The 12,407-nt window shown below is 33.3% G+C and carries 11 protein-coding genes; 7 read left to right on the top strand and 4 right to left on the bottom strand.

Features of this window, described 5'->3' with window-relative positions:
- Nucleotides 1-168: 168 nt before the first annotated feature.
- From dapA to M0R38_11930, 4 genes are read right to left on the bottom strand one after another with little or no spacing between them, the layout of a single operon-like run.
- Nucleotides 169-1,077: a 4-hydroxy-tetrahydrodipicolinate synthase gene (dapA, locus tag M0R38_11945; protein MCK9482444.1), complete on the bottom strand. Its 909-nt coding sequence runs from the start codon at nucleotides 1,075-1,077 to the stop codon at nucleotides 169-171.
- Entirely contained in the window at nucleotides 1,067-2,122 is a 1,056-nt protein-coding gene (gene pdxA, locus M0R38_11940; protein MCK9482443.1) for a 4-hydroxythreonine-4-phosphate dehydrogenase PdxA, read from the bottom strand. The genes dapA and pdxA overlap by 11 nt, the downstream gene beginning before the upstream one ends.
- A gap of 13 nt (nucleotides 2,123-2,135) precedes the next feature.
- A complete protein-coding gene (locus M0R38_11935; GenBank protein ID MCK9482442.1) occupies nucleotides 2,136-3,284 on the bottom strand; it encodes an iron-containing alcohol dehydrogenase in 1,149 nt (382 codons plus the stop codon).
- Nucleotides 3,262-4,539, bottom strand: coding sequence for a hypothetical protein (locus M0R38_11930; GenBank protein ID MCK9482441.1), 1,278 nt, complete (start codon nucleotides 4,537-4,539; stop codon nucleotides 3,262-3,264). Before M0R38_11930 ends, M0R38_11935 begins: the two co-directional genes overlap by 23 nt.
- 201 nt (nucleotides 4,540-4,740) lie before the next feature.
- Here M0R38_11930 and M0R38_11925 point away from each other — a divergent pair, with 201 nt between their 5' ends.
- The 7 genes from M0R38_11925 (at nucleotide 4,741) to alr (ending at nucleotide 12,193) form a co-directional block, all read left to right on the top strand.
- Nucleotides 4,741-6,615 carry a sigma 54-interacting transcriptional regulator gene (locus M0R38_11925; protein ID MCK9482440.1) on the top strand — a complete coding sequence of 625 codons (1,875 nt, stop codon included), beginning with the start codon at nucleotides 4,741-4,743 and terminating at the stop codon, nucleotides 6,613-6,615.
- A 260-nt stretch (nucleotides 6,616-6,875) separates the two neighbouring features.
- Entirely contained in the window at nucleotides 6,876-7,712 is an 837-nt protein-coding gene (locus M0R38_11920) for a transporter substrate-binding domain-containing protein (protein ID MCK9482439.1), read from the top strand.
- A 58-nt stretch (nucleotides 7,713-7,770) separates the two neighbouring features.
- On the top strand, nucleotides 7,771-8,424 hold the full coding sequence (locus M0R38_11915) for an amino acid ABC transporter permease (protein ID MCK9482438.1): 654 nt from the start codon (nucleotides 7,771-7,773) through the stop codon (nucleotides 8,422-8,424).
- Nucleotides 8,415-9,068 (top strand): amino acid ABC transporter permease, encoded by a 654-nt coding sequence (locus M0R38_11910; GenBank protein ID MCK9482437.1) that lies wholly within the window; start codon nucleotides 8,415-8,417, stop codon nucleotides 9,066-9,068. Before M0R38_11915 ends, M0R38_11910 begins: the two co-directional genes overlap by 10 nt.
- A gap of 51 nt (nucleotides 9,069-9,119) precedes the next feature.
- A complete protein-coding gene (locus M0R38_11905) occupies nucleotides 9,120-9,842 on the top strand; it encodes an amino acid ABC transporter ATP-binding protein (protein ID MCK9482436.1) in 723 nt (240 codons plus the stop codon).
- 13 nt (nucleotides 9,843-9,855) lie between these two features.
- Entirely contained in the window at nucleotides 9,856-11,040 is a 1,185-nt protein-coding gene (locus M0R38_11900; protein ID MCK9482435.1) for an aminotransferase class I/II-fold pyridoxal phosphate-dependent enzyme, read from the top strand.
- Nucleotides 11,030-12,193 (top strand): alanine racemase, encoded by a 1,164-nt coding sequence (gene alr / locus M0R38_11895; GenBank protein MCK9482434.1) that lies wholly within the window; start codon nucleotides 11,030-11,032, stop codon nucleotides 12,191-12,193. Before M0R38_11900 ends, alr begins: the two co-directional genes overlap by 11 nt.
- The last annotated feature ends 214 nt before the right edge of the window (nucleotides 12,194-12,407 follow it).

Genomic DNA, 12,407 nt, shown 5'->3' with positions numbered 1-12,407 from the left:
TTTGTAGCCAAACGCTCTGGCAAGAACAGCGTATACAGCGACTAACATACAAAACCACGCATAGGAGTTTACATATAGTAAAAGGGTGGATAACAAAGATAAGGTTAAATAATTAGTGGGTATGAGATTATTAAAAATATACCCACTAAGTTATAATTTGGACTAATTCTAATTAAGGTTAAGATTTTTATTTTCTTCCAAAACAGTTTTTAATTGTTTGATTCCTTCTTCACTAATAGAATTAAATGGACTTCTGCATGGACCAACATCAAATCCTAGTAGGTTCACTGCAGTTTTAACAACTGTATTGGGATTACCATATTTAAAAACATCTCTGAAAGATCTAATTGAATCTTGAGCAGCTTTTGCTTTATCAGTCTCTTTTTTGATAAAATTTTCATAAATAGAGACCATATTACGTGGGTATACATTTGCCACTCCAGAGATTGCTCCTGCGCCCCCAGCGTATAGACACCATAAAATTAAAGAATCATTACCGCTGAGTACAACAAAATCTGAATTGCGTTTTTTATTAGATTCTCTTGTTTGCTCTATATATTGAAGCATATTATCAAAGTTACCACTGCTATCCTTGACGCCAACTATATTTTCAATTTCAGAAAGTCTTTTTATGGTTAAAGGACTAATGTTTGTTCCAGTTCTGGCAGGAATATTATAAACGATTATTGGTAAATCTACCTCTTTTGCAATTCTGTAGTAATGGTTGTAAATATCATCTTGACTCGGAGCTGCAAAAAAGGGGGATATAATAGAAAGTGCATCTACTCCAAGACCTTTTGCTTTTTTAGACAATTCGATAGTGTGTAATGTTCCTGGTTGCCCAGTTCCAGCAAAAACAGGCACTCTTTTATTTGTAACTTTAACAACTTTTTCAAGAATTTTTAGTTTCTCATCATCGCTGAGGATGTATGACTCACCATTTGTACCAAAACAAAATATACCGTGGACACCCCCTTCAATTTGCATTTCTACAAACTCTTCCAATTTGTCATAATTTACACTTTCATCACTATTCATTGGGGTTAGAATAGGTGTTATAATACCTTCAATCTTCATTTTGACTCCTTGCTATTCTTATTTTCGCTAGTTTTATTCCATAATCTATTGCTTGCAGCATACTCGACTGGTTTGCTATTTGCTTCCAAGCAATCTCAAATGCAGTTCCATGGTCGACGGAGGACCTAATAATTGGTAGCCCTAAAGTTACATTGATTCCATTAACAGCTTTCCAGTTTTGTTTTTCTTGATCGTATTGAAAGCCCAAAACTTTTAAAGGTATATGTCCTTGATCATGGTACATAGCAACAACAATATCATAAAAGCCTCCAACAGCTTTTGGAAAGATTGTGTCAGGAGGGTAAGGACCTGAGGCATCTAAACCTTTTGCTTTAGCATCGCTAATAGCAGGCATTATTTCATTAATCTCTTCAGTTCCAAATAAGCCATTTTCTCCTGCGTGGGGATTTAGCCCAGCCACTGCAATTTTCGGACTTTTAATTCCTAAGTCTCTACAAGCATTGTATGCTAACTCTATTACTGCTAACACACGTTCTCTTTTAACTAAATCACAAGCTTGTCTTAAAGAAACATGTGTTGAAACGTGAACTACTTTTAAATTCCCTTCTGCTAGCATCATTGAATAATCTGATGTCTTTGTTAATTCAGCATAAATTTCTGTGTGGCCTGAATATTTAAAACCAGCTAAATTTAAGGATTCTTTATTTAAAGGGGCAGTTATAGTCGCATCAATTTTATTTTGTAATGCTAATTCAATTGCTGTTTTAACACATTGAAACGCTGCATTACCACTCATTGAGCTAACTTCACCTATTGTAAACTTTTCCATATCTACTAGCTCTAAATGGAAAACATCAATAGTTCCATACTCAAATAAACACGCATCAACATTACCAACTACATTAATTGAAAAAGAATCATTGTTTAACAACTTAAGGGCTTTGTTGATTACTTTATGGTCTCCAATAATTACAGGCTTTGAATCATCGTATACTTGTTTTTCGAAAAGAGCTTTTAAAATAATCTCAGGTCCTATACCTGATGGATCTCCCATGGTAATTCCTAAAATTGGTCTATTGTTCATTCAAAACTCTCCTCTACAATAAGCTTCTATAAATCGATTCAATATCATCTAAAGTTAAAGGTTTTCTATTATTATCTAGTAACCTTTTTTGTTTAGACCCCGCATCTACCAAGAACTCTAAATCATCAATTGTTACCCCATATTGATCCAGTTTTGAGGGAATGTTTGTAACTTTTACTAGGTCTTCTATTTTATCTATAACAAATTGAGATTTTTCGTTTTCTGTGCTGAGATTTATGTTTTTAAAAACATAATCGAATAAAGATGTTAGACGGTCTTCTATTGAGTCTCTGTTAAACTTCATGATTGGAACAAACATTATAGCATTTGAGACTCCATGAGGGATGTGGAAAGATCCTCCTAATGGATAAGAAAGAGCATGAACAGCAGTTGTTCCACTACTATTTATTGCAATACCACCAAAGAATGAGCCTAATAGTAAGTTTTGTTTTGCCAATATGTTTGATCCATCAAGATATGCTTTTTCAAGATTTTCAAAAATAAGTTTAGCACCCTCTAATGCGTAGAAGTCTGATAGAATATTTGCTTTATTTCCTGTGTAACACTCTACAGTATGGGTTAACGCATCTATTCCAGTTGAAGCAACAAGACTTTTTGGTAGATTTATTAACGTTTCTGGGTTTAGGATGACTGCATCCATTAGAAAACTTGTATTAACTATTCCAAGTTTAGTCCCTTTTTCTGGTAAAGAGACAATGGAGTTTATGGTAGCTTCGCTACCAGTTCCACAAGTTGTTGGTATTCCAATAGTTTTAACTTTCTTAGTTATTAAGGAGGAATCTTCAATTAGCTCTCTTACTTTGTATTTGCTATGGTACATAGTTCCAATTAGCTTTGTGATGTCTAAAATTGATCCACCTCCGATTCCAATAATTGAATCACACTCAACAGAATTTACCTGATAATTAATTTGATCAACATCATCAGCAGATGGTTCTGCTGGAGAATCATCGATTATTGTATAACTACATTCTAGTTGACTAAATAATGTTTCTAGTGGTTTTAATAATCCTGCTTTTCGAATGTTTTCATCTGTAATAATCAGGATTTTTTTTGACTTCCACAAATTAATTAGGTTGCTGAGATTTATATATTGATTATTATCAATATAAGTATGGCTAGGAATTAATATTTTTGACAATTTGATTATCTCCTTTGTTTTTAATGAAATAATTAACAATATTTACTAAAGAATTTTTATTTCCGAAACTTCCAGATTTAGTTACAATGTTTGAATTATCTGCTATTCCTCCAATTATTCTTCCTAGAGGAATGCCTGGTTCTATTTCATATATTGGTTCAATCCCTTTTACCTCTAATTGAGAGCAAACAAATAACGAGATATCTCCTCCAGTAGTAATAATTGTTTGGAACGGGATTTTTTCATAAACTTTTAAAACAATTTTACCTAAGTTTGCCCCAATATTTTCCCCATTTTTTAATTCTTCAATACTATCAAAAATATTTCTCTTGGGCCTATTTAGTATCGAATCTAAACTTATTACTAATAACTCAGAACCTCCTGATAAAATTGAAAGACATTTTTCTGCTATTTGGTTAATAACAAATTCATTATCAGGTACTTTTAGTAGATTGGAAGGGGCTAAACAGATTTTATCAGGGTATGCTTCTATCAAAGCCTTTAATTGCATTTTACTAGTTTTTGTAATTGAACCAATTACTGCTAATGTTAAATTTGATTCTTTTCTTGGCTTGCCAACAGACAGTAAGGTGTTATTGAATAAAATGGTGTAGTTCTTTGCTACTGTTTTTGCAAAGCCACCTGAACCTACCAGTACCACCTTTTTTCTTAAATAGCATGCATATTTATAAATTAGTTCTAAATCTGAATCACTAGTGGCATCAAATAGGACAAATTTAGTATTAGTTTCTTTTTGTTTCTTTTTTATGTAATCTTTTATATCTTCAAAACCACCTCTTATAACAGATAAGGGGACATGAATTATCTCTGAATTTAGTTCACTTTGAAAAGCTTCAACAACATTAACTAGCCCAGACTCGGTATCTAAAAGTCCGTTTTCAATGAATCGATCATTTTCGGGAAAAGATGGAGCAATTAAGGCAATTTCTGATTTTGTCCCATCCATTACAGCTTCGATTTCAATACCAGGGTTGCCTCTAATCAGTGAGTCAATTTTTTTAAATACTACTTTATCTTTGAAAAGAGTTGATAATTTGTATACAGTTTCATAAGACTCTTTTGCATCTAAATTTCGTGTATCTGTATTTATTGAGATGATATTATAGTTTTCATTTATTTTGTTATTTTTAAAAAATCGATCTATATTAGGAAATACTATTGTTTTAAATCCTTCCTTAGAAAACTGGATGGCACTATCACTTGCACCTGTCAAATCATCAGCAATAATAATCATATTTTCTCACCTCATATAAATCCTATGCAATTATTGTGCCAAATTCAGAGGTGGTTTTTTTGGAGTTCTTTTTATCTGAAGTTATGAAGTGCTAATATTAATGGTTAAATCAAAAGTGAGAGAGGAAAATATAGTTATGAATTAGGCATTAGTTGTAGTATAATTCACCAGAGGTGACTAAAAAATCACCAGGAGGATGTAATGGTTGTATTTGTGGCTCCCTATCCAAATCTAAAAGATTTAGCTGATGTGGTCATGGAAGATTTAGAAATTAGAGATGGTGTTAGCTTAGTTGGCAACTTGGCCGCAGGAGTAAAAATTGCGGCTGATTATTTAAGTAGAGAGAGTACCCCTGTCTTCATAAGTAGGGGAGGAACTGCTGAGTTTATACGTAGTCAATTAAAAGTTCCAGTTGTTGAGATACAGCTCTCTTATTTAGATATTTTATTGCAATTTAAAAAAATAAGTGAGAAGTATTCAAAAATTAAAGTAGTAGGATTTAAAAACCTAACTACTTCTATTAGGGCAATTTCTGAAATTTTGGGTTACAGTGTTGAGATTTTTACAATAAAAAAAGAACAAGAGCTACCTTTAATCTTTAACAAAATTTATGAAGAAGAAGAGTCAATAATTTTAGCTGATTATATATCATATACTTATGCATTAAATGCAAACCTTAAATGTATCCTTTTTGAGTCTGGATACGAGTCTGTAAAAGAGGCAATTTTAAAAGCCCAATTAATAGAATCAAGCTTAAAGGAGCAGTCACTTACAAATGAACGATTTAAAGCAATTTTAAATACTGTCAGAGAAGGAGTACTGTATACTAATGAATATGGAAAAATAACTCAGGTAAATGCATTTGCAGCCAAATTGCTAGGCAAATCAATTAAATCCCTATTAAATATGACAGTATTCGACCTTTTCCCAACAATATTTGATACTGATGATATAGCCAGCACTACCCATGACACTGATACTATTTTGATCTACGAAGGAAATTATTTAGCAATAAAATCAACCTGTTTAAAAAAGGAGAAAAAAAGAATAGGGATGGTTTTATTGGTCCAACAACCTGATAGTTTTAGAGATGTAGCTTTAGCTCTTAGGGATAAAATTAAAAGTACAGGATTTGAAGCTAAATATAACTTTGAGGATATTATCTGGGAGTCAGTGGAGATGGAAGAGTGTATTAAACAGGCCAAAGAGTACAGTAAATCGTTGTGCAATATAATAATATTTGGAGAAACTGGTACAGGTAAAGAGATGTTTGCCCAAAGTATTCATAACGAAAGTAGTGTCAAAAGTGGTCCATTTGTCCCAATTAATTGTGCTGCTTTTCCTATACACTTATTAGAAAGTGAACTTTTTGGTTATGTGGATGGAGCATTTTCAGGAGCTAGGAAAGGGGGGAAAGTAGGGTTATTTGAAATAGCTCATGGTGGAACTCTTTTTTTAGATGAAATTGGGGAAATGAATATAGAGTTACAAACCAAACTTTTAAGGGTTTTGCAAGAAAAAGAGATAAGAAGAATTGGGGGAGAGAAGACTATTCCCATAAATGTACGAATTATTGTTGCGACAAATGCAAATTTGACTGAGGCAATATTAGAAAAAAACTTTAGAAAGGATCTTTTTTATAGATTGAATGTTTTAGATTTAAATATACCCCCACTAAGAGATAGATCAAAAGATATTCTACTTATATTTAATAAATATTTGTTAGAAGGAAGTGACGGAAAAATTGGAATTGATCTTTTGAGTGATGAGTTTAAGTTATTATTAAATGAATACCGCTGGCCTGGTAATGTAAGAGAGTTAGAGAATATCGCTAGTAGATTCATCGTTTATGAGTCAATAGAGGGCTCTAGTTATGCAGAAAAAATTTTATCTAAATCGCTAAATACTTCTAGAGAATTTGATGCAATCACTACAGATGACATTTTTGAAGGAACTTTCCAAGAAATTTCAGAAAGGATAATTAAAGAGGTGTTTGAGCAAGAGGGAAAGAATATTTCTAAAACTGCTAAACGGCTTGAATTAGATCGTAATACAGTTAGGAAAAAGTTAAGTTAAGTGAGCAAGTGGTGAAATTAGCACCATCGATGATGAAAATAATCTCATCTTGTTGTTATTAATAAAAAGAACAATATCTCGTGATTAACTCTTTAATACGTAATAGAAGTGAGGCATGTGAGATAAATTTAATAAAATTAAATACATAATGAACCATTTCTTACACATGGTTAGTTGGCATAGAAGTTGCTATATGGTTTCAAGGTAGAACATAAGTTTGTGTTTTATTGTAGCTATCCGAAATAATAGGAGGATGTTTTATGAAAAAGGGTTTTATTTCAGTAATGCTAATTATTTTACTAGTATTATCAGTTTTAGTAGGATGCGGCCAAGGTGTTGGTTCTGCTAAAGAAGAGAGAGTTGATACCCTACAAAGAATTGTAGAAGATGGAAAAATGGTAGTTGGGGTAAGGGCTCGGTTCCCACCAATTGGACAAGTCAACTCTACAACAGGTGAAATAGAAGGCTTTGTAATTGATCTAATCAAACTTTATGCTGAAAAACTTGATGTAAAGATGGAGATGAAGAACGTAGAGTGGGCAGCATTGATTCCTGGGTTGCTAAATAAAGATTTTGATATTCTTGCTTGCCATATGACTAGGACTGTACCAAGAACAGCAAGTATTGCCTTATCAGATCCATTTATTTTAACAGGAACTGTAGCAGTTTTAAATGCAAACTCAAGGCTTTCTAAGTGGGATGATTTAAACAGTAGTAATGTTAAAATTGGAATTACAGAGGGGAACGTCTACATTGATATTATTGAACAAAGATTCCCAAAAGCTGAAATGTTGACGTTTGCGGGTAAAAGTGAATGGACCGAAGCATTAAAAGCTGGAAGAATTGATTGTATCTTAGATGGTGAATTTGCTGGGTTGGATATGATGGATATTTATCCTGGCTCTTTTAAGATTTTACCTGATGGTTACTTAGATATTGAAACTTATGGATTTGCAACACGTTACGAAGATCTTGCTTTCATAAATAGTATGAATATATTCTTGCAAGAAATTAAAGCAAGTGGTGAGTTTGGACGTATTTATGAAAAATGGATTGGTAAAGAGTGGGTTCCAACTTTAGAAGCAAATGCTATCTAGGTGGAAATATTTAATAAAATTTGGGGTCTATTTATTAGACCCCTACTAGTAAAAATATATGCAATTTAATCTAAAACTATTTATAAGATTTTTTCCTCAACTGCTTAATGGGTATTTTGCAACTCTGAAATATGCAGGAGTTGGGATTCTACTTTCACTACTATTTGGGCTTATAATAGGTGTTGTTCTTTGTATGCGTATACCAGTAATTACTTTTATTTTGAAATGGTATATAGATATTTTTAGAGAAACTCCTTTAATTGTTCAAATGTATTTGTTGTACTACGGATTACCTTATATGGGAATTTTATTGTCCGCTCCAGTAGCTGGAATGATGGCAATAATCTTAAATGAGAGTGCCTTTGTTGCCGAAATAGTTAGAGGGGGAATAGAATCAATAAACCCTGGGCAAGAAAGAGCTGCTTTATCATTAGGGTTCGGTCGTGTACACCTTTTAATTAGAATCTTATTACCTCAAGCACTGAAAAGTATTTATCCAAGTTTAACTGGGCAAGCTTCATATGTTCTTAAAGATACTTCTTTATTAACTTTAGTTACTATCGTTGAGCTTACTTCAGTCTCAAGGTACTTAAATAGCAAATATCTTATTCCAGGTACAGCTTTCATTGGATCTGCAATATTTTATGTAGTGACATTTTGGGTAATACAATTTGTTGTCTATTTACTTCAAAGGAGGCAAAAATGGAATTAAGTAAGCATTTAATTACATGGAGGCTGTTGATAGTACAAGGCCTTCCTCAAACTCTAAAACTTGCATTAGTTTCATTGGCCTTATCCTTTGTTGTAGGAGTTTTGTTAGGAGTTATCAGATCAAGGAAGTGGATAATTATAAATCAAATTTTAGGAGTTTATCTTGGTGTTATAAGAGGTATTCCTTTTTTGCTACTATTACTTTTGATTTATTTTACAACACCAATTAGGGATATTTTTATTGCTAGTGTTGTTACTTTAACTGTGTTTAACTCTTCCTATATTAGTGAAATTATTGCTGGTGGAATAGATGGCTTAAGTCAAGGACAGTTTAAGGCTGGGAAGTCACTGGGGATGAATGGCATTGAGGTGATGTGCTATGTAATATTGCCACAAGTTCTTAATTTAACTATGCCTGCTTTACTTGGCCAAATGGTTATCCTAATAAAAGGGACAGCTACCTGTTCGGCTATAGGATATGTGGAAATTACTCGCACAGGTACTGTAGCAATGGAAGCTTTTGGGAACCCCCAAATTATCTATATTTATGTAATGATTTTATATTTCGTTATGTGCCATGCTCTTACAGTAATTGGGCGAAAGCTTGAAATCAAAGGCAAACTAAAAATGATTGGAAAAGCATAATAGGAGAAGATTAATATGGCGTCACAAGCAAATAATGATAAAAGAGAACTAATCCTTGAAATTAACGATTTACACAAAAGCTTTGGTGATTTTGAAGTATTAAAAGGAGTTAACTTTAAAGTTTATAAAGGTGAAACACATGTAATTTGTGGGCCAAGCGGTTCTGGGAAAAGTACAGCTTTGTTTTGCATAAATGGATTAGAAAAATACCAAAAAGGGGAGATTATTTTTAAGAATGAAGTAATCACCAGGCACAACGTACGAAAAATCAGAACTAAAGTTGGGATAGTGTTTCAACACTTTGAGCTCTTTCCCCATTTAACAGCATTAGATAACGTTATGATAGCACCTAGGAAAATTCTAAAACAAGATTATAAGGTAGTAAAAAAGCGGGCAGAAGAACTTTTTAAGAAAGTAGGATTAGCTGATAGGATGAACCACTATCCATCTCAATTATCAGGAGGGCAAAAGCAAAGAGTTGCTATAATAAGATGTTTAGCAATGGAGCCAGATTTAATACTTTTTGATGAGCCAACTAGTGCACTAGATCCTGAGATGATTAAAGAAGTTTTAGAGGTAATGAAAAATTTAGCTCTGGATGGAATGACAATGATTGTTGTTACCCATGAGCTTGGGTTTGCCAAGGAAGTGGCAAATTATATCTCCTTTTTTGAGGGGGGAAATATTGTTGAAACTCGTCCACCAGATGAGTTTTTCAAAGGTGATGGTTCTGAAAGGACAAAACTATTTCTTAAAAATATAATAAACGTATAGAAGTGAGGGCACAATGTTTAACAGAGAGATTAGATCTAAACTTATTAGAGGTTTTGGTGATGAGGCAAAAATTTTCCACCTTCTTGAAGAGATGAAGAAGGAGGTTAAAGAGGGAGAGGTTGTTTATGATTTAACAATTGGTTCACCCGATGGCGCTCCAAATGATGAAGTTGTAGAAACTATGCAGTGTGAAGTGGCAAAAAAACAGCACCATCGCTATGCCGGTAAATGGGGAAATAAAACTTTTAACGAAGCTGTAGCTAAATTTTATAAAGAGCGCTATAAAGTTGAACTTGACCCTAAACTTGAAGTAGTTCCTTTAGCTGGTGCTAAGAGAGCTATCATCGATATGGCTGTTAACTTTGTGAATGAAGGGCAAGGAGTCTTACTGCCTGATATGTGTTATCCCACATATAGAATAGGTGCTCAAATAGCTAGAGCGAAACAATGTGAATACAGACTTGACCCTGAAAATGAGTTTAAACCAATATACGAAGACTTAGACCGCTCAGATTGTGATATGATTTATTTAAACTATCCCCACAACCCAACTTGTTCTTATGGGGGAATGGATGTTTTTGAAGAAGTTATAAAAATGGCTAAAAAGAACGATTACATAGTGTGTCATGATAATGCGTATGGTGAAATTGTCTTTGATAACAGAACGCCAATTAGTTTTTTACAAGCGGAAGGTGCAAAAGATGTCGGGGTTGAAATATTTACTTTTTCAAAAATATTTGACTTAGCAGGGTGGAGATTAGCTTGTATTGTAGGAAATCCAGAAATAGTACATGCATATGGGGCATCTTTAGTTGATTACACTACTGGTGTTTATACCCCCGTTCAGCTATCAGGAGCAAAAGCGTTGGAGCTATTTTTTGATACCAAGACACACGAAAAACAGAGTGCTAAATATCAAGAAAGAAGAGATGTTGTTGTTAAAGGACTAAATGCAAAAGGGTGGAAATGTTTTAACTCACAAGGCTCTATTTACGTTTGGGCAGAATTGCCTGTTAAGGACTGTGTGACGTTCACTAAGCGGTTGTGGGAAGAGAGAAGGGTGCTAATTACTCCAGGAATTACTTATGGTCCTAAACTTGGCAACTATGTAAGACTAGCCCTTGTTTCTGATGTTGATAATCTTAAAAAGGCTATTGAAATGATACCCGATACCTCATCAGAGATGTATGATTGCTAACAATATGGATATAAAGACAGCCCGTAACTACCTTGAGATTGATCTTCAGAGACTTGAAAACAATACTTCTGTTGTAAGAAGATTGGTTGGTGAAAAAGTAAAAATCATGGGTATGGTTAAAGGGGATGCTTACGGGCATGGTATTCAAAATTGTATAAAAATATTTGATAAAGAGTGTGATTGTTATGGAGTAGCTTCTTTTGAAGAAGCTACTAAGCTAAGAAATAGTGGAACCACCAAAGACATTATGATCTTTGGTTGGGTTCCTTTTATCAAATTAAAAGAGTGTATTAAAAACCAATTCATTATTAATATTTTCTCTTTAGAATATGGAAAGCAGGTAAATTCTGCTTTACAAGATTGTGATAAGAAGATAAGGGCCCACTTAGAAATAGATACAGGGCTGGGAAGAACTGGATTTAGGTGCTATTCAGAAAATGAAATATCCACTGTAGTTGAAGAAATAAAACAAATATTTAGCTCAGACAAGATTTTAGTTGAAGGTGGGTTTACCCACTTCGCATCAATAGATTCAACTAAAGAGGAAGATATTCAATATGCAGAAATGCAGCACTCTTACTTTAAAATGGTATGCAGTAAGCTTGAGGCTAGTAAAACTCCATTTAAGATTAAACATGTTTCATGTAGTACTGCTATTTTACGTCATAGGGAATTGGACTATGATTTAGTTAGGGCTGGAAAGATTCTTTATGGGATAGGTATTTTGCCTGAAGATAATATTGATAATAAGATAGTTCCTGCTTTAAGTTGGAGAGCTAGAGTAATTTTAGTTAAGACATTAAAAGAGGGAGATGCTATAGGGTATGGAAGAACTTTTAAAGCAAAACATGATTCTAAAATAGCAATTCTCTCAGTTGGATATGGTGATGGATACCACAGGCACTATAGTAATAAAACCTTTGTAATTATTAATAATAAAAAAGTACCTGTTATTGGATCTGTTTCTATGGATTTTATGGTTGTAGATGTATCTACAATTGATGACATTACGTTTGGAGACTTAGCAACCTTAATTGGGGATAACCCTACGTCAACCCTTTCAATTCCAACTTTAGATTTTGCCAGAATTGGGGGTGCAAATAGTGAAGCTACTGCTTGTATCACTTCAAGAGTTCCTCGCTATTATAAATAATAGAAAGAAAATATTTTAATCCCACACAAAAGTCTTTTCTGATTTTTGCCAGAAATAGATTAATATAACTTTAAAAGTACACATAAGTTTACTCCCTCATATTTAAGGGCAAATTCAAGTTCTCCTTTTAAAGAGAGGTTAGGCGTGTGTCTAGGGGTTAAATAGTTCCAATTGTTAGTTTGGAAGACTTTGTGTTTTGTTCCAATAACAAAAT

This window comes from Bacteroidia bacterium (assembly GCA_023228875.1).
Classification (GTDB): domain Bacteria; phylum Bacteroidota; class Bacteroidia; order NS11-12g; family UBA955; genus JALOAG01.
The sequence above is the reverse complement of the archived record's forward strand: the minus strand, read 5'-3'. Positions and strand labels throughout refer to the sequence as shown.

Excerpts from the sequence above, each read along its gene's own strand:
- dapA (MCK9482444.1), bottom strand. The coding sequence starts at position 1,077 with ATGAAGATTGAAGGTATTATAACACCTATTCTAACCCCAATGAATAGT.
- pdxA (MCK9482443.1), bottom strand. The coding sequence starts at position 2,122 with ATGAACAATAGACCAATTTTAGGAATTACCATGGGAGATCCATCAGGT.
- M0R38_11930 (MCK9482441.1), bottom strand. The coding sequence starts at position 4,539 with ATGATTATTATTGCTGATGATTTGACAGGTGCAAGTGATAGTGCCATC.
- M0R38_11925 (MCK9482440.1), top strand. The coding sequence starts at position 4,741 with ATGGTTGTATTTGTGGCTCCCTATCCAAATCTAAAAGATTTAGCTGAT.
- M0R38_11920 (MCK9482439.1), top strand. The coding sequence starts at position 6,876 with ATGAAAAAGGGTTTTATTTCAGTAATGCTAATTATTTTACTAGTATTA.
- M0R38_11915 (MCK9482438.1), top strand. The coding sequence starts at position 7,771 with ATGCAATTTAATCTAAAACTATTTATAAGATTTTTTCCTCAACTGCTT.
- M0R38_11910 (MCK9482437.1), top strand. The coding sequence starts at position 8,415 with ATGGAATTAAGTAAGCATTTAATTACATGGAGGCTGTTGATAGTACAA.
- M0R38_11900 (MCK9482435.1), top strand. The coding sequence starts at position 9,856 with ATGTTTAACAGAGAGATTAGATCTAAACTTATTAGAGGTTTTGGTGAT.
- alr (MCK9482434.1), top strand. The coding sequence starts at position 11,030 with ATGATTGCTAACAATATGGATATAAAGACAGCCCGTAACTACCTTGAG.